General features: G+C 57.2%; 23 protein-coding genes. 18 read left to right on the forward strand and 5 right to left on the reverse strand.

Annotation, left to right across the window (positions count from 1 at the left end):
- Nucleotides 1–391: 391 nt before the first annotated feature.
- A complete protein-coding gene (locus AC0TN7_RS01340) occupies nt 392–1345 on the forward strand; it encodes a nickel/cobalt transporter (RefSeq protein ID WP_090420699.1) in 954 nt (317 codons plus the stop codon).
- A 33-nt stretch (nt 1346–1378) separates the two neighbouring features.
- On the opposite strand, the gene proP is transcribed toward AC0TN7_RS01340, so the two are convergent.
- On the reverse strand, nt 1379–2881 hold the full coding sequence (gene proP, locus AC0TN7_RS01345) for a glycine betaine/L-proline transporter ProP (RefSeq protein ID WP_024906762.1): 1503 nt from the start codon (nt 2879–2881) through the stop codon (nt 1379–1381).
- A gap of 649 nt (nt 2882–3530) precedes the next feature.
- Here proP and kdgT point away from each other — a divergent pair.
- Nucleotides 3531–4523, forward strand: coding sequence for a 2-keto-3-deoxygluconate transporter (gene kdgT / locus AC0TN7_RS01350; RefSeq protein WP_024906761.1), 993 nt, complete (start codon nt 3531–3533; stop codon nt 4521–4523).
- A gap of 62 nt (nt 4524–4585) precedes the next feature.
- Here kdgT and AC0TN7_RS01355 read toward each other — a convergent pair whose 3' ends face one another.
- Nucleotides 4586–5461, reverse strand: a complete 876-nt coding sequence (locus AC0TN7_RS01355) for a diguanylate cyclase regulator RdcB family protein (protein ID WP_024906760.1) — start codon at nt 5459–5461, stop codon at nt 4586–4588.
- Nucleotides 5458–7812: a clamp-binding protein CrfC gene (crfC, locus tag AC0TN7_RS01360; protein ID WP_267215762.1), complete on the reverse strand. Its 2355-nt coding sequence runs from the start codon at nt 7810–7812 to the stop codon at nt 5458–5460. Before crfC ends, AC0TN7_RS01355 begins: the two co-directional genes overlap by 4 nt.
- 596 nt (nt 7813–8408) lie before the next feature.
- Between crfC and AC0TN7_RS01365 the strand changes: the two genes are divergently transcribed.
- The 16 genes from AC0TN7_RS01365 to phnP all read left to right on the forward strand — a co-directional run bounded on the left by AC0TN7_RS01365 (nt 8409) and on the right by phnP (nt 20130).
- Complete coding sequence (locus AC0TN7_RS01365; RefSeq protein ID WP_023310096.1) at nt 8409–8744, forward strand: zinc ribbon domain-containing protein YjdM; 336 nt, start codon at nt 8409–8411, stop codon at nt 8742–8744.
- An 80-nt stretch (nt 8745–8824) separates the two neighbouring features.
- A complete protein-coding gene (yjdN, locus tag AC0TN7_RS01370) occupies nt 8825–9265 on the forward strand; it encodes a VOC family metalloprotein YjdN (RefSeq protein WP_267215761.1) in 441 nt (146 codons plus the stop codon).
- A gap of 172 nt (nt 9266–9437) precedes the next feature.
- Entirely contained in the window at nt 9438–10226 is a 789-nt protein-coding gene (gene phnC / locus AC0TN7_RS01375; RefSeq protein ID WP_136196026.1) for a phosphonate ABC transporter ATP-binding protein, read from the forward strand.
- Between the two features lie 24 nt (nt 10227–10250).
- Nucleotides 10251–11267 (forward strand): phosphonate ABC transporter substrate-binding protein, encoded by a 1017-nt coding sequence (gene phnD / locus AC0TN7_RS01380; RefSeq protein ID WP_473701778.1) that lies wholly within the window; start codon nt 10251–10253, stop codon nt 11265–11267.
- Nucleotides 11268–11318: 51 nt separating this feature from the next.
- On the forward strand, nt 11319–12098 hold the full coding sequence (gene phnE, locus AC0TN7_RS01385) for a phosphonate ABC transporter, permease protein PhnE (protein WP_023334213.1): 780 nt from the start codon (nt 11319–11321) through the stop codon (nt 12096–12098).
- A gap of 20 nt (nt 12099–12118) precedes the next feature.
- Nucleotides 12119–12844, forward strand: a complete 726-nt coding sequence (phnF, locus tag AC0TN7_RS01390; RefSeq protein ID WP_020882813.1) for a phosphonate metabolism transcriptional regulator PhnF — start codon at nt 12119–12121, stop codon at nt 12842–12844.
- Nucleotides 12845–13297, forward strand: coding sequence for a phosphonate C-P lyase system protein PhnG (gene phnG, locus AC0TN7_RS01395; protein ID WP_148768856.1), 453 nt, complete (start codon nt 12845–12847; stop codon nt 13295–13297).
- On the forward strand, nt 13294–13878 hold the full coding sequence (gene phnH / locus AC0TN7_RS01400) for a phosphonate C-P lyase system protein PhnH (protein WP_048990324.1): 585 nt from the start codon (nt 13294–13296) through the stop codon (nt 13876–13878). Before phnG ends, phnH begins: the two co-directional genes overlap by 4 nt.
- Nucleotides 13878–14942: a carbon-phosphorus lyase complex subunit gene (locus tag AC0TN7_RS01405; RefSeq protein ID WP_370884577.1), complete on the forward strand. Its 1065-nt coding sequence runs from the start codon at nt 13878–13880 to the stop codon at nt 14940–14942. Before phnH ends, AC0TN7_RS01405 begins: the two co-directional genes overlap by 1 nt.
- Nucleotides 14935–15780 carry an alpha-D-ribose 1-methylphosphonate 5-phosphate C-P-lyase PhnJ gene (locus AC0TN7_RS01410; RefSeq protein ID WP_048990321.1) on the forward strand — a complete coding sequence of 282 codons (846 nt, stop codon included), beginning with the start codon at nt 14935–14937 and terminating at the stop codon, nt 15778–15780. Before AC0TN7_RS01405 ends, AC0TN7_RS01410 begins: the two co-directional genes overlap by 8 nt.
- Nucleotides 15777–16532 (forward strand): phosphonate C-P lyase system protein PhnK, encoded by a 756-nt coding sequence (gene phnK, locus AC0TN7_RS01415; RefSeq protein ID WP_473701779.1) that lies wholly within the window; start codon nt 15777–15779, stop codon nt 16530–16532. Before AC0TN7_RS01410 ends, phnK begins: the two co-directional genes overlap by 4 nt.
- A gap of 41 nt (nt 16533–16573) precedes the next feature.
- Nucleotides 16574–17254 carry a phosphonate C-P lyase system protein PhnL gene (gene phnL / locus AC0TN7_RS01420; RefSeq protein WP_473701780.1) on the forward strand — a complete coding sequence of 227 codons (681 nt, stop codon included), beginning with the start codon at nt 16574–16576 and terminating at the stop codon, nt 17252–17254.
- A complete protein-coding gene (gene phnM, locus AC0TN7_RS01425) occupies nt 17251–18387 on the forward strand; it encodes an alpha-D-ribose 1-methylphosphonate 5-triphosphate diphosphatase (RefSeq protein ID WP_473701781.1) in 1137 nt (378 codons plus the stop codon). Before phnL ends, phnM begins: the two co-directional genes overlap by 4 nt.
- The gene (gene phnN / locus AC0TN7_RS01430) at nt 18384–18935 is read left to right on the forward strand and encodes a ribose 1,5-bisphosphokinase (protein WP_090420717.1); all 552 of its coding nucleotides are present in this window, start codon (nt 18384–18386) and stop codon (nt 18933–18935) included. The genes phnM and phnN overlap by 4 nt, the downstream gene beginning before the upstream one ends.
- Nucleotides 18928–19362: an aminoalkylphosphonate N-acetyltransferase gene (phnO, locus tag AC0TN7_RS01435; RefSeq protein ID WP_248166338.1), complete on the forward strand. Its 435-nt coding sequence runs from the start codon at nt 18928–18930 to the stop codon at nt 19360–19362. The genes phnN and phnO overlap by 8 nt, the downstream gene beginning before the upstream one ends.
- A gap of 9 nt (nt 19363–19371) precedes the next feature.
- On the forward strand, nt 19372–20130 hold the full coding sequence (phnP, locus tag AC0TN7_RS01440) for a phosphonate metabolism protein PhnP (protein WP_473701782.1): 759 nt from the start codon (nt 19372–19374) through the stop codon (nt 20128–20130).
- 52 nt (nt 20131–20182) lie between these two features.
- Here the strand turns inward: phnP and yjdP are convergent, their stop codons facing one another.
- Nucleotides 20183–20506: a DDRRRQL repeat protein YjdP gene (gene yjdP, locus AC0TN7_RS01445; RefSeq protein WP_032650638.1), complete on the reverse strand. Its 324-nt coding sequence runs from the start codon at nt 20504–20506 to the stop codon at nt 20183–20185.
- A gap of 75 nt (nt 20507–20581) precedes the next feature.
- Complete coding sequence (locus AC0TN7_RS01450; RefSeq protein ID WP_032650635.1) at nt 20582–21208, reverse strand: GNAT family N-acetyltransferase; 627 nt, start codon at nt 21206–21208, stop codon at nt 20582–20584.
- Nucleotides 21209–21273: the final 65 nt, after the last annotated feature.

The raw sequence follows: 21273 nt of genomic DNA on the forward strand, positions 1-21273 counted from the left end.
GTGCCCACACAGATTGTCTGATAAATTGTTAAAGAGCAGTTGCAACGCGGCTTTCGCTCACCGTTGCGAGGTGGCGTATATTACGCTTTCCTCTTTCAGAGTCAACCCGTTATTTCAGGATTTTTTCTCTTCAACCGACCGGGTTGTTTGTGAAGTGATTCACATCTGCCGTGTCGATGGAGGCGCATTATAGGGAGTTCCCGAACGACCGCAACCGAAAAGTTGCAAAAAAATGACTGACTGCTGCATTCCCCAGCAAAACCCCGCCTTATACCCTTTTATACACAAAGTTATCCACAATCATGAGCGGATCGCGATGCGATCCTACGAATTGCGCGGGAAGATCAACTATACTAGCGGCAAATACTCTCCTCTGTGCAGGCCCATCCTCATGACCACACAACGCCTCGCCCGTGACTGGCGTCTCCCTACAGCAGGAGTGATGCTGCTGGCAATCCTCTTTGCCGGTTTTACCCTGCATGCGCACTGGAACGCTTTTATCCAGTGGTGTCTCGCCACACAAATTACGCTGCACCGTTATCTGGTGATGTATCTGCTGCAGCTTAATAACCACCAGTACAGCGGCGGATTATGGCTGTTAACGGGAGCTTTCCTTTATGGTGTCCTTCACGCCATCGGACCCGGGCATGGAAAATTCATTGTGACGACCTATCTGACCACCAATAAGGAAAGCGAGCTGGCCGCCCGGGTCGTCCCCTTCCTGGGTAGCCTGATGCAGGGCGTCAGCGCCATTCTTTTTGTCTTTATTCTGGCTATAGGGTTTAACCTCGCCTCAGGGGATATCAGTACCAGCCGCTGGTACGTGGAAAAGATAAGTGCAGTGCTTATTGGCACATTTGGCGCGTTTGTTATTTACCAGGCGCTGAAGAGCCTGCGTCCACACAGGTTAACGATCTCAGCCATCAAACCGCTTCATCAGCACGATGAGCACTGTGGCTGCGGTCATCATGGCGTGGGGGCAAACCTGACACAAAGCGACTGGAAAACACGCCTGGGTGTCATTCTGGCAATTGGCGCACGCCCGTGCAGCGGGGCGATCATGATTCTGATGTTTTCGAACGCGCTGGGCATTGTCACCTGGGGGGTGGCCGCAGTCATGACCATGTCTTTGGGAACCGCGCTTTCTATCGTGGGGCTTTCACTGGCAGTACGCTACGCCCGCGAGCGCACGGTGAGCTGGTTCGGAGAAAGCACCTCATTAAGATGGCTCGTACCGGCAGTCAAAATAGCCGGAGGGATAGTCCTGATCCTGTTCGCGACGGTGCTGTTCCTGACGGTGATCCCCATCAGTGCCAATGGCGACTACATCGCCGCCGGATGCTAATAAAAGAAAACCCGCCGTTGGCGGGTTTTTTTATTACTCGTTGATGCGTGGATGCTGGTCCACCAGTCGGGAGCGTTTTTTCTGCAGCTCTTCAATCTCTGCGTCAATATCCTCAATCTTCTGCTCTACGTTATCGTAGTGCTCCCGCAGGATCTCTTTCGCTTCCTGAATATCCGATGCCGCAGGCGTGGCGCCTTTCAGAGGACGATTCGCCGTCTCCTTCATGGTAATACCGGTAATCAAACCAATCACCGCGATCACCATCAGGTAATAAGCCGGCATCATCAGGTTCTGCGTGCTCTCCACCAGCGAGGCGGCAAGCGTTGGGGTCAGACCGGCAATCAGCACCGAGATGTTAAAGGCCGCGGCCAGCGCGCTGTAGCGAATGTGGGTCGGGAACATCGCGGGCAGCGTTGAGGCCATCACCCCGATAAAGCAGTTAAGGATCACCGCCAGCATCAGCAGACCGGCAAAAATTAGCCCCAGCACATCGCTGTTAATCAGAATAAATGCCGGGATTGCCAGCGCAAACAGCGCAACGCTTCCCAGAATAATGAACGGTCGACGGCCAAAACGGTCACTCAACAGGCCCATAATCGGCTGCACAAACAGCATACCGACCATGATGGCGATAATAATCAAGACACCGTGATCTTCCGAGTAGTGCAGGTTATGCGACAGATAGCTCGGCATGTAGGTCAGCAGCATGTAGTAGGTCACGTTGGTCGAAATCACCAGACCAATACAGGTCAGCAGGCTGCGCCAGTGCTTAGTGGCAATCTCTTTGAACGACACCTTCGGACCATCCTGCAGCCCTTCGCGGTCACCCTGTTCCAGCTTATCGACGTGCTGCTGGAACGCGGGCGTTTCTTCAAGCGCATGACGCAGGTAGAGACCAATGATCCCCAGCGGCAATGCCAGGAAGAACGGGATACGCCAGCCCCAGTCGAGGAAGTTCGCTTCCCCCACTACGGTTGAAATCAGCACCACCACGCCCGCGCCCAGAACAAACCCGGCAATCGAGCCGAAGTCCAGCCAGCTTCCCATAAACCCGCGCTTACGGTCCGGAGAGTACTCGGCAACAAAGATCGAGGCGCCGGTGTATTCCCCCCCCACGGAGAAGCCCTGTGCCATCTTACAGATCAGCAGCAGAATCGGTGCCCAAATGCCGATGGTGGCGTAAGACGGGATAAGGCCGATACAGAATGTACTGATCGACATAATGACGATGGTGATGGCAAGAATTTTCTGACGGCCATATTTATCGCCGAGCATACCGAAGAACAGTCCACCCAGCGGGCGAATCAGGAAGGGAACGGAGAACGTACCCAGTGCGGCAATCATCTGAAGGCTGGGATCGGCCCCGGGGAAAAACACTTTACCTAACGCATAGGCCACAAAGCCGTAGACACCAAAATCGAACCATTCCATCGCATTACCGAGCGAGGCTGCGGTAATGGCTTTACGCAGCTTTGCGTCATCAATAATGGTGACGTCGCGAAGTGTGATGGGTTTAATCTTTTTCCTTCTTAGCATAGCTATCCTCGTTGACTCGGCCCTGTCTGTTTCACAGTCCAGTTTACGTTCTGTGAACCATGGGATCCGCTCCATGCGAATCGCCTTATTCAAGCGTAGCAGGTTTACTTACATTGACGTTTTACGCCGATACAACCGAACCTGTTGACGCCTGCCTGGGCAGTTAATGACCTTTTTACCCTACCAGCGTTTATATTTGTGATCAACTTCACACATATTTTCGCGTCCGGTCAACCTAGTCAAATTTTTGTCAAGGAGTGCCAATAAGCACTTCCTTAACCTACCTAAAGAGCATCCTCACGCACGTCATTATTTCTTTCGTAACAGAAAAACAAACCTCGTTAATTCACATCAAATTTACATAAATTTCCATCCACAGGAACCGGACTCAGGTTTTACATTGAATATGTGACAAAGATAACTAAAACGATGTTTTATTTTCATTGAATCGATATTCCAATGATCGCATGATAAATCCGAATTCAGCGTTTTATGTTTTACAGAATGAGGTTAATCGAGAGCACACATTTAATTATGCGTGCAGGATTATCGAAAAAACACCGCAAACGACAAGAGCAATTAATTGAATTTATTGACTAATTTTTAACACCTGTCACCCGTCCTGCGGGATCCGATGTGAGGTTTGTCCATGAAGATTAAAGCCACGATAGAACGCATACCCGGCGGTATGATGCTGGTTCCGCTGGTACTGGGCGCCATCCTGAATACCCTTGCCCCTGATACCGGGGCTTATTTTGGCGGTTTCACAAAAGGCATGATAACGGGCACGGTTCCGATTCTTGCCGTCTGGTTTTTTTGTATCGGCGCATCCATTAATTTGCGGGCAACAGGTACTGTAATACGGAAATCCGGCACGCTGGTGATAACCAAAATAGCCGTAGCCTGGGCGGTAGCAATGATATGCGCGATGTTCATCCCGGAGACTGGAATTCAGACCGGGTTCTTCGCGGGATTATCGGTCCTGGCGATTGTCTCGGCGATGGATATGACTAACGGCGGATTGTACGCCAGCCTGATGAACCAGTATGGGACGAAAGAAGAGTCCGGCGCATTTGTGTTGATGTCTCTGGAATCTGGTCCGCTGATGACGATGCTGATCCTGGGGTCTGCTGGCCTGGCCTCTTTTGAACCCCACCACTTTGTCGGCGCGATCCTGCCCTTCCTGATCGGCTTTGCCCTTGGCAATCTCGATCACGATCTGCGTGATTTCTTCAGCAAAGCCACGCCGGTGCTGATCCCGTTCTTCGGCTTCGCACTGGGGAACACCATTAATCTGAAGGTTATCCTCGATACCGGCCTGCTGGGTATTGTGCTGGGGGTCGCCGTGATCGTCATTACCGGTATTCCGCTGATCATTGCCGACCGCGTGATCGGAGGAGGAAACGGCACGGCCGGCGTCGCCGCCTCTTCAGCCGCAGGGGCTGCCGTCGCAAACCCGGTGATTATTGCCCAGATTAACCCGGCCTTCGAACCGGTGGCCGCTTCAGCGACAGCGCTGGTTGCCGCCAGCGTCATTGTCACCGCGATTCTGGTGCCGATCATCACGGCGCTGTACGCGAAACGCTACGGGAATATGCAAGAGGCCCAGCCTGAACCGAAACCAATAGAAATGAATCATTAACACACCGCACCAAACCATCCCCTCTCCCCTGCGGGGAGAGGGTTAGGGTGAGGGGGAAGAGATCACCCAAAAATCTCTTCCACCATCCCGTCAACCAGCCGTTTTGCCGAACAGAGCCTCGGCATACCCAGCGCGACGGTCTGCCAGTTTTGCGTGACTGACCAGCTCACCGGATGTTGATCCGCCTGACACCAGTCCCCCAGCCACCCCAGCATGTCTTTATGATCGATTAAACCCGGAGAGGCCGGCGTTGTCAGCCACTGGTGATAGAAATGGCGGGTCGTGGGTGACGCATTAATGCCCTGCGCCAGATAGTTAGCCGCCATGCTGCGCAGGTTATCCTTAAGCATTGCCGCTACATCTTCATTCGCGAGGCGGCATGCATCACCAAATGCCCCCCAGCGCAGCTCTTCCAGGACAATAAAACAGCGCCCGGCCAGGGACCAGCCATCATAGTGCCCGGCCCGCCAGCGGGTGAAAATCTGCTCGCTGTGCTCGCCCGCCTGCACCGTGAGCCCGCGCTGGGTCAGCGCCTTCTCTTTATAGGCTGCGCGTTGGGTAAAATGAGAAGCGAGTTCACCGTATTGCTGCATCAGCCCAGGGGATTGCGGGGCGCGCGGGTGAGTCTGCTGGCGCAAAGCAATCAGCTTCTCAGCCATCAGCGTCAGCGCGAGATGACCCGGATCAAGCATGCCGGCCAGTTTTTCCGCCAGCCCCAGGCGCAGCCCCGCATTTTCATTGAGCATCCCCGCCATCGCCCAGGGGCGGAGCCGGGTATGCGTCATGATTTCCTGCGTCAAACGCTCACGAAACTGAAGCTGCTGTGGTCCCAGGTGAGGATGACGCGCCGCGTCTCCCCCCTGCACCAGATCGACCATAAATTTTGGATTAATACACTCCAGCGTTCGCCCGGGACCGTCCAGTAGTGGTGTTGTCATGGTTGCTCTGCCGCGAATAGAGTTTGAATATCATCGCGTAACAGTCGGGTATCTTCCTGTATCCACGTCGCAGTAGTGATACTTTGCTTCAACAACTGGCAGAGCGCTCGGGTTGAATGCTCATTCTGTTGACGCACTGCGAGGCTATCACGCAAGCTTTCCTGTAACCCGGTCAGGCACAACGAAAATTCTGCAAAGAACGTTGCCATTCCTGCCGTAACAGAGACATCGACCTGCGCGGACAAAGCTTTACGTATTTGTTCACAAAACTGCTCAATATGTTGCTTAAATTTGTCATGTAGCTGCGCAATGTCGATAACATAGCGCGTGCGCGTTTCCACATACTCATCCCAGCCCCAGCCCGGATTATTGAGCCAGCGAGAGACCGTTTCCCGCATGCTGCTCCCGCCTGATGGCGGGTCTGCCTGACTGTCATCCTGCGCAATCGCATCGTTAAACAGCGCCCGCGTATTGAAGTTAAGCTGGCTCGCCTGAAACGCTGGGAAACTGATTCGCGCCCGAAAACCCGCATGGCTCAGATGCTCTTTAATACGTGCTTCGATAGGGCGCATGGCTTCGTTCAGGGAGCGTGCCAGCGTAGACTCAAGCTGGTCGAAGCGTAACGCCAGCTCCCGGCAAATCTTCGTCTGCGCATCCAGCATCACCAGCTCGCAGGAGGAGCGGATTTTACTCAGCGCGATCTGCGCCTGCCCTTCATCGTCCAGAACCAGCTGCTTCAGCTCGTGCGGCTCGCCACCGTGAGGGTTCTGCCGAGCGATGCCTGCCAAATCAAGAATATGCCGAGCGCTGAACACCTCGCCAATCGCCTGGTTAAGCGCGGTTTTTTGGGCCCCCATAAAGTCCGCAGTGGCGTTCAGCGCCTCCTCAACTTCATGTTTCACCTCATCGCTCACGACGCACTGGCGCGTCTGAAGAAGCGCCGTGTCCTCTTCCAGACGTGCAATATTCAATTCCAGCGCCTCAAAGGCAACCGTCAGACCCTGATAGCGGAAGTCGAGGTACTCCCGGGCATTTTGTGCGTAATTAAGGAGCTTATGCGAAGCCGAACGCAGCGCGTATAGCGAGGCATTGGCATAGGCGGCGTAAATCAATTTGCGTATGGGTTGTTCAAACAGCGAATCTTCCCAGAGCAAATCGGCAGAATGACGAATATGATCGATATCGTCCAGGTCCGCCGTGCGCCAGCGACGTCCAAGCGCAGCCTCGGCAAAATCCTGCACCCAGGGCTGCTCCTGATGATCCGGCAGCTGTCCGTGGGTACTCATCTCGTAGCGCGCGCGGTTCGCCAGATATGCCCACATGGATGAAACGGGGTAGATCTGACCAGGCGAAATATTGCCCTTCATTAAGGTACCGGAGATCATCGCCCGGACCTGCTCTTCATCGTCGCTATTGCGATCTTTCTGATCGAATTTATTGACCAGCGCATACAACGGCACTGATTTTCCCGCCGCGGAAATGGCCTGGCGAACTTCTTCATCAGAGATGGATTTAAGCTGGGTATAATCCATCACGGCCAGCACCGCCGACGCACGGGACAATTGCTCGTTGAGCATTTTTTGCAGATGTGGCTGTCCGGCCTCATTCGGCCCGGGCGTATCGAGCAGCGTCAGCTGTCCGAGATGAGCATCCAGACCCGCAAGATGCACGAACTCCACTTCAATGACCGGAATATGTTCGATAGCCGCATATTCAGAGAACGGAAACGCCACACCTAACGCCTGGGAAAGTCTCACCAGGTCGTTGAGGCTTTTCAGACAATGAAATATCGGCTGCGCGCCAAGGTGATGCTTCTCAAAAGCTTCTCCTTTTTCAATGCGCTCCAGCAGCGTATTCATGTCTTTATCAATTTCAAGATGCTGGGCCAGCTTCCCCCGATCGTAATCGCATAGCTTTTTCTGGAGCAGTTGAATCAATTCATCAATCGGCGAGGCATGTGAAAAATGCAGCACCGGGTCCTTCTGACCCGGCGTGTGCCGAATCAGGGTGGGAAGCGCCGTCATCGGACGATTGCGGTTCGGCAACACTTCGGTCCCTACAATCGCATTAATGGTGGTCGATTTCCCCGCTTTCATGGTGCCAACAATAGCCAGGACCATTTCCAGCCGGGTTATTTTCCGTAATTCATTATTCAGCATCGCCTGCTGTGCATCGACGCCGCGCGCGCTAAAATGCAAAGGTAAAACGTTGTTCTTTTCACCCGTAATGGCAGCCGCTGTGCTCTCCAGCATCGCAGCCGGCATTGATTTCAACGTATCAAGATTTTGCAGGGCGAGCTGTAACAAACGCTCGGCTTCCTGGCTTAATTCAAAAATGGTCTGTGTGTGCATGATAAAAGACTTTCCTTAACGCAAATTTATTACTTTTATTAAGCCACTGGTATTAATTATGTTGTTCAGGCTTATATGATCACGTGTGGAAAACATGTTCGCCGAAATATAACTGATTGATGATAATCAGAAATAATTCGCTATCCTTGCATGGCGTGTGAAGCTCTGCTCCTGGCCTGACAGCCAAAAGAAAAAAGCGTAGCCCAATTTTAAGAAACTTCAGGATATATCATCATTATTTACCCATCTAAAAAGAGAGGTAATACGCCCCTGCCAAAAGATATGTATGGCAGCGAGGTCAGGAGATAAATAACGATGTGTTGCTTCACCTTATCCGAAATGGAGGGGCGTAGCAATTTGCTGCAATAAAATATTCGATATATTTAGCATCAATTTTTTCCCACCGTGCTAATGACGTAAGCATCGCTTAACTGACTGACAGGAAGTGTCACTCCCGATACGCTTTTTGCATCTTTTTTAATTCACAATATCACCGACAACCATGTGGATTTGCGCTATACTTGCCGCCTTTTTCGGCACACTGCCGTCATTTAGCTGGCACTTCCAGCGCGTTTACACTTTTTGAGGATACCGATATGTCACTCCCACACTGCCCGAAATGCAATTCTGAATACACCTATGAAGATAATGGCATGTTCATCTGCCCGGAATGCGCTCACGAATGGAATGATGCCGAACCATCACACGATGCTGATGCACTTGTCGTAAAAGATGCGAACGGCAATCTGCTGGCGGACGGCGACAGCGTAACCGTGATTAAAGACCTGAAAGTGAAAGGCAGTTCTTCCATGCTGAAGATTGGCACCAAAGTGAAGAATATCCGTCTGGTGGAAGGCGATCATAATATCGACTGCAAAATTGACGGCTTCGGTCCGATGAAACTGAAATCAGAGTTCGTGAAAAAGAACTGATTTACCCGCCCGGTGGCGCTTCGCTTACCGGGCTTTCGGGAACTACACTTAATGGGCTTTTCTTACGTGAGGTAAAGATTATGCCGTTAAGTCCCTACATCTCTTTCGCCGGCAACTGCGCAGAGGCCACCGCCTTCTACCAGCAAGCCGTCGGCGCAGAGCCTCTCTATAAAATCACCTTCGGCGAAATGCCAAAAAGCGATAACAGCGAGGAAGGCTGTCCGTCCGGTATGAAATTTCCGGATTCCGCTATCGCTCACTCCAACGTCCGCATTGCAGGCAGCGATATCATGATGAGCGATGGGATGCCGCCGGGCAGCAACGCACAGTACGCGGGCTTTACGCTGGTGCTCGACACCCAGGATGTCGATGAAGGCAAACGCTGGTTCGACAACCTTGCCGATGGCGGGAATATCGAAATGGCCTGGCAGGAAACCTTCTGGGCGCACGGTTTCGGTAAAGTCACCGACAAATACGGCGTGCCGTGGATGATTAACGTCGTCAAGCAACAAACGTCGTAGGCAGGACACGCGCAGCGCATCCGCCCACAGCGCCGGTGGCGCTGCGCTGACCGGGCCTACGATGATTGTCATCAAACTCCGCTCAACTCTTCAAACTCCCGCAACCTGCACTTAACCCAAATGTCACATTGATGCGCCAGCATGAGGCCACATTTATCGTGAGGCCCAGCACATGCAAACTGTCATCCGCGTCGAGAAACTGAGCAAGACCTTCAATCACAACAAGGCTCTGCATGCCGTTGATCTGACCGTCCGGCAGGGCGATATGGTGGCGCTTCTCGGGCCTTCCGGCTCGGGTAAATCCACCCTTCTGCGCCATTTGAGCGGGCTTATCACCGGCGATAAAACGCCGGAAAGCCACGTAGAGCTGCTGGGTAATACCGTGCAGCGCGCGGGGCGTCTGGCGAGCGATATCCGCAAGAGCCGTGCCCAGACGGGCTACATCTTCCAGCAGTTCAACCTGGTAAACCGCCTGACGGTGCTGGAGAACGTGCTGATTGGCGCGCTCGGCAGCACCCCGTTCTGGCGTACCTGCCTGCGCTGGTTCTCCCCTTCCCAAAAGCAGGAAGCCTTACAGGCGCTGACCCGCGTCGGCATGGCGCATTTCGCCCACCAGCGCGTTTCCACCCTGTCCGGTGGACAGCAGCAGCGCGTCGCCATTGCCCGCGCCCTGATGCAGAAAGCGCAAATCATTCTTGCTGACGAACCCATTGCCTCGCTGGACCCGGAGTCCGCCCGCATCGTGATGGAGACCCTGCGCGACATTAACCAGAACGACGGCATTACCGTGGTGGTCACGCTGCATCAGGTGGATTACGCCCTACGCTACTGCGAACGCATTGTCGCCCTGCGTCAGGGGCACGTGTTCTTTGATGGCGCGAGCCATCAGTTTGATAACGAACGTTTTGACCATCTCTACCGCAGCATTAACCGCGTCGAAGAGAACGCGCAGGCTGCTTAATTAAACCCGATCCGAGGAAAGTACATGAGCTACAAAGCCGTTGCCGCGCTGGCCTTTACCAGCATGTTCAGCCTCAGCACCCTCCTAAGCCCGGCGTATGCACAAGAGCAGGAAAAAGCGCTGAACTTCGGCATTATTTCGACGGAATCACAGCAGAACCTGAAACCCCAGTGGGAACCGTTCCTGAAAGATATGGAAACCAAGCTGGGGATCAAAGTGAACGCCTTCTTCGCCCCGGACTACGCGGGCATCATCCAGGGGATGCGCTTTAACAAAGTGGACATCGCCTGGTACGGCAACCTCTCCGCCATGGAAGCGGTGGACCGCGCGAACGGCCAGGTCTTTGCCCAGACCGTCGCGGCAGATGGCTCCCCGGGGTACTGGAGCGTGCTGATCGTCAACAAAGACAGCCCGATCAACAACCTCAACGACATGCTCGCCAAACGCAAAGAGCTGACCTTCGGCAACGGCGATCCGAACTCCATCTCGGGTTACCTTGTCCCTGGCTACTACGTCTTCGCCAAAAACAACGCCTCCGCCAGCGACTTCAAGCGCACCGTCAACGCCAGCCACGAAACCAACGCTCTGGCCGTCGCCAACAAGCAGGTGGACGTTGCCACCAACAACACCGAAAACCTCGACAAGCTGAAGACCTCCGCACCGGACAAGCTGAAAGAGATCAAGGTTATCTGGAAATCCCCGCTGATCCCCGGCGACCCGATTGTGTGGCGTAAAAACCTGTCCGAAAGCACCAAGGACAAGGTGTACGACTTCTTTATGACCTATGGCAAAACGCCGGAAGAGAAAGCGGTCCTGGAACGTCTGGGCTGGGCACCGTTCCGCCCGTCAAGCGACCTGCAGCTGGTCCCGATTCGCCAGCTGGCGCTGTTTAAAGAGATGCAGGGCGTGAAAGACAACAAAGGGCTGAAGGACGAGGAGAAGACCAGCAAAGTGGCCGCGATTCAGGCCCAGCTTGAAGACCTCGACCGCCTGACCGCCGCGCTCGGCGCGATGACCAGCGTGAATAAAGCGGTGCAGTAACTCAAGTCCCCTCTCCCACAGGGAGAGGGAGAACGGATTAAGGAGTCAAACATGCAAACCATCACCCTCCCACCGCCAAAGCGCAGCTGGTTCTCGCTCATTAGCTGGGCCATCCTGCTGGCGGTGCTGGTTATCTCCTGGAAGGGCGCGGAAATGGATCCGCTGCTGCTCTTCAAAGACGCGGGCAACATGGCGACCTTCGCCGCCGACTTCTTCCCGCCGGACTTCAGCCAGTGGCAGGACTATCTCAGCGAAATGGCGGTCACTCTGCAAATCGCCGTCTGGGGCACCGCCCTTGCCGTCGTTCTCTCTATTCCATTTGGCCTGATGAGCGCCGAAAACATCGTGCCGTGGTGGGTATACCAGCCCATGCGCCGCCTGATGGACGCCTGCCGCGCCATCAACGAAATGGTCTTTGCGATGCTGTTCGTGGTCGCTGTCGGCCTGGGTCCGTTCGCCGGCGTAATGGCGCTGTTCATCCACACGACCGGCGTGCTTTCCAAGCTGCTCTCCGAGGCGGTCGAAGCCATCGAGCCCGGCCCGGTGGAAGGCATCCGCGCAACGGGTGCCAACAAAATCGAAGAGATCCTCTACGGCGTTCTGCCGCAGGTGATGCCGCTGCTGATCTCCTACTCCCTGTACCGCTTTGAATCCAACGTCCGCTCCGCCACCGTGGTCGGCATGGTGGGCGCAGGCGGGATTGGCGTCACCCTGTGGGAAGCGATTCGCGGTTTCCAGTTCCAGCAAACCTGCGCCCTGATGGTACTCATCATCGTCACCGTCAGCCTGCTGGATTTCCTCTCTCAACGTTTGCGTAAGCACTTCATCTGAGAAGCGAGGCTTTGTTTTCTATGCACTTATCCAGACATCCGACCAGTTACCCCACCCGCTGGCAAGAGATTGCGGCAAAGCTCGAAGTGGAGTTGCGCACGCACTACCGCTGTGGAGACTACCTCCCCGCCGAGCAGCAGCTTGCCGACCGCTATGAGGTGAACCGACACACCCTGCGCCGCGCCATTGACCAGCTGGTCGAGCGCGGCTGGGTCCAGCGCCGTCAGGGCGTGGGCGTGCTGGTGCTGATGCGCCCGTTCGACTACCCGCTTAACGCCCAGGCGCGCTTTAGCCAGAACCTGCTTGATCAGGGCAGCCACCCGACCAGCGAAAAGCTGCTCTCGGTATTGCGTCCGGCCTCCAGCCACGTGGCGGACGCGCTGGGGATTCAGGAGGGCGATAACGTCATCCACCTGCGCACCCTGCGTCGCGTTAACGGCGTGGCGGTATGCCAGATAGACCACTACTTCGCGGACCTCGCCCTCTGGCCCGTGCTGCAGAATTTCTCCAGCGGGTCGCTGCATGATTTTCTTCAGGATGCGACAGGCATTGCACTCAAGCGCACCCAGACGCGCATCAGCGCCCGTCGCGCGCAGGCGAAAGAGAGCAAGGTGCTCGAAATTCCCAATATGGCCCCGCTGCTCTGCGTACGCACCCTCAACCACCGTGACGGCGAGATCGACGCGACGGAATACTCCGTCAGCCTGACCCGCGCCGACATGATCGAATTCACCATGGAGCACTGAATGCACTTCGACACCGCCACCCGACAGCGCTGGATGCGCGTGCTGGCCCACAGCCAGCCTGCCGCGCTCTCTGCCCGCATGAGCGCCCTTAGTCTGGCACCCGATTACGACACCCTCCGCGCCCCGGAGATCGGCCTCGTTCAGATCCAGGCGCGCATGGGCGGCACCGGCGAGCGCTTCTTCGCCGGAGACGCCACCCTCACCCGCGCGGCGATCCGTCTGAACAGCGGCACGCTGGGCTACAGCTACGTGCTCGGGCGCGACAAAGCGCACGCCGAGCGCTGCGCGGTGATCGACGCGCTTTTACAGGAACAGTCCTATTTCCAGACGTTAATGGAAACCCTTATTGCCCCACTGGAAGCCGACCGCGCCGCGCGCATTGCCGCACGTCAGGCCGAAGTAAACACCAGCCGGGTCGACTTCTTTACGCTCGTTCGCGGAGACAACGCATGACGCTTCAACCTGCTTTTACCCTGGCCGTCCAGGATGCCCAACACAGTTTTCGTCGCCTGCTGAAAGCGATGAGCGAGCCGGGCGTGATTGTTTCGCTGCACCAGCTCTCCCAGGGCTGGCTGCCGCTGAATCTGGCCACCACCAGCGTGCTGCTGACGCTTGCCGATAACGACACCCCGGTATGGCTTTCGGGCGCGCTGTCGAACGACATCGCCAGCCAGAACCTGCGCTTTCACACCGGCGCCCCGCTGGTCGATCAGCCCCGGCAGGCGGTCTTTGCCGTGGCCGACGAGCACATCAGCCACGAGCAGCTCAACGACCTGAGCGAAGGCAGCGCCGTCGCCCCGGAGACCAGCGCCACGCTGATTTTGCAGGTCTCCAGCCTCAGCGGCGGCCGCATGCTGCGCCTCACGGGGGCAGGCATCGCCGACGAGCGCATGGTCGCGCCACAGCTGCCGGAGTGCATCATTCACGAGCTGACCGAGCGCCCGCACCCGTTCCCGCTGGGCATTGACCTGATCCTGACCTGCGGCGAGCGCCTGCTGGCGATCCCGCGGACCACCCACGTGGAGGTGTGCTGATGTACGTTGCCGTCAAAGGGGGCGAGAAGGCCATCGCCGCCGCCCATGCGCTGCAGGCGCACAGACGACGGGGCGATGAACGGCTGCCCGAGCTGCGCGTCGCCCAGATTGAACAGCAGCTTAACCTCGCCGTCGACCGGGTGATGACCGAAGGTGGCATCGCCGACCGCGAGCTGGCGGCGCTGGCCCTGAAGCAGGCCAGCGGCGATAACGTGGAAGCTATATTCCTGCTGCGCGCCTACCGCACCACGCTTGCCAAACTGGCGGTCAGCGAGCCGGTGAACACGGCGGAGATGCGCCTGGAGCGCCGCATTTCTGCCGTTTATAAAGACATTCCCGGCGGCCAGCTGCTTGGCCCTACCTGTGACTACACCCACCGCCTGCTGGATTTTACCCTGCTGGCGAACGGCGAAACCCCGCCGCTCAGTACCTCTGACGCCGAACAAGAACCGTCTCCGCACGTTTTCAGCCTGCTGGCGAAACAGGGTCTGGCGAAGGCGGAAGAGGATTCAGACGCGCAGCCGGATGACATCACCCGCACGCCGCCGGTTTACCCGTGCTCGCGCTCGTCCCGCCTGCAGCAGCTGATGCGCGGCGACGAAGGCTATCTGCTGGCGCTGGCCTACTCCACCCAGCGCGGCTACGGGCGCAACCACCCGTTTGCGGCCGAGATCCGCAGCGGCTATATCGACGTCGAAATCGTGCCGGAAGAGCTGGGATTTGCCGTCAACGTCGGCGAACTGCTGATGACCGAATGCGAAATGGTGAACGGTTTTGTCGCGCCCGAAAATGAAGACCCGCACTTTACCCGCGGCTACGGGCTGGTGTTTGGCCTCGGCGAGCGCAAGGCCATGGCGATGGCGCTGGTTGACCGTGCGCTGCAGGCACCGGACTACGGCGAGCACGTTGCAGGCCCGGCGCAGGACGAAGAGTTCGTGCTGGCCCACGCGGATAACGTTGAGGCCGCGGGCTTTGTCTCGCACCTCAAGCTGCCGCACTACGTCGATTTCCAGGCCGAACTGGAACTGCTGAAACGCCTGCAACGGGAGCGCAAACATGGCTAACTTAAGCGGCTACAACTTTGCCTATCTGGATGAGCAAACCAAACGCATGATCCGCCGCGCCATCTTAAAAGCGGTGGCCATTCCGGGCTATCAGGTGCCGTTCGGCGGCCGCGAAATGCCGATGCCCTACGGCTGGGGCACGGGCGGTATTCAGATCACCGCCAGCGTGATCGGCGAGGCGGACGTGCTGAAGGTCATCGACCAGGGCGCGGACGACACCACCAACGCCGTGTCGATCCGCAGCTTCTTTCAGCGGGTAACGGGCGTCGCGACCACGGAAAAAACCGAAGACGCGACGCTGATCCAGACCCGCCACCGCATTCCGGAAACCCCGCTCGCTGAAGATCAGATTTTGATTTTCCAGGTGCCAATTCCGGAGCCGCTGCGCTTTATCGAGCCGCGCGAAACCGAAACCCGCACCATGCACGCCCTGGAAGAGTACGGCGTCATGCAGGTGAAGCTGTATGAGGATATCGCCCGCTTCGGCCATATCGCCACCACCTACGCCTACCCGGTGAAGGTGAATGGGCGCTACGTCATGGATCCGTCGCCGATCCCGAAATTCGATAACCCGAAGATGGACATGATGCCCGCCCTGCAGCTGTTCGGCGCCGGGCGCGAAAAGCGCATCTACGCCGTCCCGCCTTACACGCGTGTCGAAAGCCTGGATTTCGACGATCACCCGTTTACGGTGCAGGAGTGGGATGAGCCGTGCGCCATCTGCGGATCCAAACACAGCTATCTGGATGAAGTGGTGCTGGATGACACGGGCAAACGGATGTTTGTCTGCTCCGACACCGATTTCTGCCGCCAACAGAGCGAGGCGAACGGCCAATGAAACCGCTGCTTTCGGTTAACAACCTGACCCACCTGTACGCGCCGGGCAAAGGCTTCAGCGACGTGTCGTTCGAGCTGTGGCCGGGCGAAGTGCTGGGGATCGTCGGCGAGTCCGGCTCCGGCAAAACCACCCTGCTGAAGTCCATCTCCGCGCGCCTCGCGCCGCAACACGGCGAGATACTCTATCAGGGACACTCCCTCTACGGCATGAGCGAGGGCGAGCGCCGCCGCCTGCTGCGCACCGAGTGGGGCGTGGTGCATCAACACCCGATGGACGGCCTGCGCCGTCAGGTCTCTGCCGGGGGCAACATCGGCGAACGCCTGATGGCCACCGGCGCGCGCCACTACGGCAATATCCGCGCTACGGCGCAGCACTGGCTGGAAGAAGTTGAAATCCCCGCCTCGCGCATCGACGACCTGCCCACCACCTTCTCCGGCGGTATGCAGCAGCGCCTGCAGATTGCCCGCAACCTGGTGACCCATCCGAAGCTGGTGTTTATGGATGAACCCACCGGCGGGCTGGACGTCTCCGTGCAGGCGCGCCTGCTCGACCTGCTGCGCGGCCTGGTGGTAGATCTGAACCTTGCGGTGGTCATTGTCACCCACGATCTGGGCGTTGCGCGCCTGCTGGCGGACCGTCTGCTGGTGATGAAGCAGGGTCAGGTGGTGGAAAGTGGGTTAACCGACCGTGTGCTCGACGATCCGCACCATCCGTACACCCAGCTGCTGGTGTCGTCCGTGTTGCAGAACTGAGGTTACTGCCGCCACCCGGCAAAACGAATCGCGAGGCCAACATGATCCACGTACAAAACGTAAGTAAGACCTTTGTGCTCCACCAGCAAAACGGCGTGCGTCTGCCGGTGCTGCAAAACGCCTCTCTGGAGGTGAATCGCGGCGAATGCGTGGTGCTGCACGGCCACTCCGGCAGCGGAAAATCGACCCTGCTGCGCTCCCTGTATGCCAACTATCTGCCCGACGAAGGTCATATTCACATTCGCCACGGCGATGAATGGATCGACCTGGTAAAGGCCCCCGCGCGTAAAGTGCTGGACGTGCGCCGCACGACGATCGGCTGGGTCAGCCAGTTTCTGCGGGTGATCCCGCGGATCTCCGCCCTCGACGTGGTGATGCAGCCCCTGCTGGATCTCGGCGTGCCGCGCGAAACCTGCGCCGCCAAAGCCGCCAGCCTGCTGACGCGCCTCAACGTGCCCGAGCGCCTGTGGCACCTTGCCCCGTCGACCTTTTCCGGCGGCGAGCAGCAGCGCGTCAATATCGCCCGCGGCTTTATCGTCGACTACCCGATTCTGCTGCTGGATGAACCCACCGCCTCGCTCGACGATAAAAACAGCGCGGCCGTAGTGGCGCTGATCGAACAGGCCAAAGCGCGCGGGGCGGCGATCGTCGGGATCTTCCACGACGAGACCGTTCGCACCCGCGTCGCAGACAGACTGCACCCAATGGGGACTCCCGCATGATTATCAATAACGTCAAGATGGTGCTGGAAAATGAAGTCGTTGATGGCTCGGTTGAAGTTCATGAAGGCGTTATTCGCGCCTTTGCCGAAACCCAAAGCCGTACCCCTGAAGCGATGGACGGCGACGGCGGCTGGCTGCTGCCGGGGCTGATTGAACTGCATACCGACAATCTGGACAAATTCTTCACCCCGCGCCCAAAGGTGGACTGGCCCGCGCATTCAGCGATGAGCAGCCACGACGCGCTGATGGTCGCCAGCGGCATCACTACCGTACTGGACGCGGTGGCCATTGGCGACGTGCGCGACGGCGGCGATCGCCTGGAGAACCTGGAGAAGATGATCAACGCCGTGGAGGAGACGCAAAAACGCGGCCTCAACCGCGCCGAGCACCGTCTGCACCTGCGCTGCGAGCTGCCGCACCACACCACCCTGCCGTTGTTTGAAAAACTGGTCGGGCGCGAGCCGGTCTCGCTGGTCTCTCTGATGGATCACTCGCCGGGACAGCGTCAGTTCGCCAACATTGAAAAGTATCGCGAATACTATCAGGGCAAATACTCGCTCAGCGATGCGGAGATGGCCCGTTACGAAGAAGAGCAGCTGGCGCTTGCGGCACAATGGTCGCAGCCGAACCGCCTCAAAATTGCCGCGATGTGTCGTGACCGCAATATCGCGCTGGCCAGCCATGACGACGCCACGCACGATCACGTGCTTGAATCCCACCAGCTTGGCAGCGTGATCGCCGAATTTCCCACCACGTTTGAAGCGGCTGAAGCCTCCCGAAAGCACGGCATGAACGTGCTGATGGGCGCGCCAAATATCGTGCGCGGCGGCTCGCACTCCGGCAACGTTGCGGCAAGCAAGCTCGCTTCCCTCGGCCTGCTGGATATCCTCTCGTCCGACTACTACCCCGCCAGCCTGCTGGATGCGGCGTTCCTAGTGGCCGACGACGAGGGCAACCGCTTTACGCTGCCGCAGGCGATTCGCCTGGTGACGAAAAACCCAGCCTCGGCGCTTAACCTTCACGATCGCGGAGAAATTGCCGAAGGGAAACGTGCGGACCTGGTACTCGCCCACCGTAAGGGCGAGCACGTTCATATCGACCACGTCTGGCGTCAGGGAAAAAGGGTGTTCTGATGGGGAGATTAATCTGGCTAATGGGGCCTTCAGGTTCCGGTAAGGACAGCCTGCTGTCCGCCTTACGGCAGCGGGAACATCCGCAGCTGCTGGTGGCGCACCGCTATATTACCCGCGCGGCTAATGCAGGGAGTGAAAACCATATCGCCCTGAGCGAGCAGGAGTTTTTCATCCGTGCCGGGCAAAACCTGCTGGCGCTGAGCTGGCATGCCAACGGCTATTACTACGGGATCGGCATTGAGACCGATCTGTGGCTGCATGCGGGGTTCGATGTGCTGGTTAACGGCTCGCGGGCGCATCTTCCGCAGGCGCGCGCCCGCTATGGAGCAGCCCTGCTACCGGTCTGTCTGCAGGTTTCGCCGGACGTTCTGCGTAGCCGGTTGCAGAGCCGGGGGCGTGAATCAGCCCGTGAGATCGATCAGCGGCTAGAGCGTGCGGCCCGCTATGCCCCGTCCGACTGCCACATCCTCAATAACGACGGAAGTTTGCTACAGTCAGTCGATACCTTTTTATCGCTTATCCGTCAGAAGGAGAAACAGCATGCCTGACTGCCAGCTTCGCCCCGCTACTGCCGACGATGCGCAGATTGTCTATGCCCTGATCTGCGAACTGAAACAGGCAGAGTTCGACCATCAGGCGTTCCACGCCGGATTTCTTGCCAACCTCAAGGATCACAATATGCGCTACCAGCTTGCCGAGCTGGGCGGACATGTTGTCGGCATGATCGGCCTCCACATGCAGTTTCACCTGCACCATGCGCGCTGGATCGGCGAGATCCAGGAGCTGGTGGTGATGCCGCAGGCGCGTGGGTTAAAGGTGGGCAGCCAGCTGCTGGCTTGGGCGGAAGAGGTGGCACGGCAGGCCGGCGCGGAGCTGACCGAACTTTCCACCAGCGTGAAGCGCACAGACGCGCACCGCTTTTACGTTCGTGAAGGATACACGCAGAGCCATTTCCGATTCACCAAACCGCTGTAGAGGTGCGTTATGAGTCTGACAATCACGTTGACGGGAACGGGCGGCGCCCAGCTGGTGCCGGTCTTTGGCTGCGACTGCGCGGCGTGTCGCCGGGCGCGCCTGCAGGAGACCTATCGCCGTCGCCCCTGTAGCGCGGTGGTAAAATTCAACGATACGGTGACGCTGCTGGACGCGGGCATTCCGCACCTGATGGACGACTGGCCCGCAGGCAGCTTTCAGCAGTTTTTGCTCACCCATTACCATATGGATCACGTTCAGGGTCTCTTCCCCCTGCGCTGGGGCGTTGGCGCGACGATTCCGGTTTACGGTCCGCCGGACGAAGCGGGCTGCGACGACCTGTTTAAACACCCGGGGATTCTGGATTTCAGCCACACGGTCGAACCGTTTGTGATGTTTGAACTTCAGGGGATGCGGGTTACGCCGCTGCCGCTCAACCATTCAAAACTGACCTTCGGGTATTTACTTGAATCGGCCCACAGCCGCGTGGCCTGGCTTTCCGACACCGCCGGGCTGCCGGAAAAAACAGTGAAGTTCCTGCTCAACAATCAGCCGCAGGCGATGATTATCGACTGCAGCCATGCACCGCGCGACGAGACGCCGCGAAACCATTGCGACTTAAATACCGTGATTGCGCTAAACGAGGCGATTGGCTGCCCGCAGGTGATCCTGACCCACATCAGCCATCAGTTTGACGTGTGGATGATGGATAATCCGCTGCCCGACGGCATTGAAGCGGGGTATGACGGGATGGTGCTGGTGCTGGATTAGGTTTTCTCCCTCTCCCGTGGGAGAGGGTTGGGGTGAGGGCAACAGGCCGCACTTAGCCTCGATCGTAATCGTCCTCTAACCTGCGCTCATCCTCTTCTAACCGACGCCTGTCGTCATCCAGCTGTCGCTGGCGCTCGTCTAAACGGCGTCGTCTGTCCTCAAGCTGTCGACGACGATCGTCGTACTGTCTGCTGTCGATTTGACGGCTGCGGTCATAACGATCGTCATCGCTGCTGCTGCGACTGCTGCTGGGATTATAGGCATCGTTGATAGCCTGCTGAATGTTGCCAATAGCATCATCAACAATATCGGCATGAGCCAGTTGGCTGGTGAGTGACAGCAGACCGAATAACAGAGCGGTTGAGTAACGTTTCATAAGGCCAGACTCGCAGGTGAACTGACCTTACGATAATGAACGGCAGGGAACGGGGGTAGCGGAGGAATCTCAAATTCAGTTGTGCCCAGGGTCTTCCATCAGCTGATTCGCACGCTGTTTATTTTCTGCGACCAGGACGATGCCATAGCATTTTTGATCCGGCGAATGGCTCCAGATACGATCTTCGGGGATACACCCTCCGTCATAGATAACCTTGCTACCATCATACGGCCAAAATGCTCCCTGCTCGGTATCGAGAACAAATACGGCGATTTGGTCAGACTCGCGGGCAATTTTCTGCCAGAGCATCTTCCCACCCTCATATTGTTCAAAGTCGCTGACAAGCGTCACGCCACACTGTAATACCAGGGCTTCATACAGACGAGTTGCCAGTCCCTTGTCACGCTCGGCGGGATCAACGCAGATACCTTCTACCTGAATAACGCTGGCATCTTCCCAACAGCGCTCGACAGCAATGATATCTTCACCTAAATGCGTTTTACGTTGTAAATCCAGGGCAGCAACAACCCGATGCCGGGGCACCCCATCGAAGGTTTCGATATCCGCTTCAATAATCGCAGCTCTTGGCGTCTGGCTATCAAAAATAACATGTAGCACTCGCCCGGAAAGCTCAAACTCATCAACGAGCTTGAATGACCTTGCTACGGTTTTTGGGCTGTAAGTTGTAGGCATCACAATCATTTGTGAGTCCCCTTTTGTAAGTACCGGCATAGTTCCCTTTATATCCCAATCTGCCAAATTTTGCG

The organism is Enterobacter sp. PL_is511 (assembly GCF_055816065.1).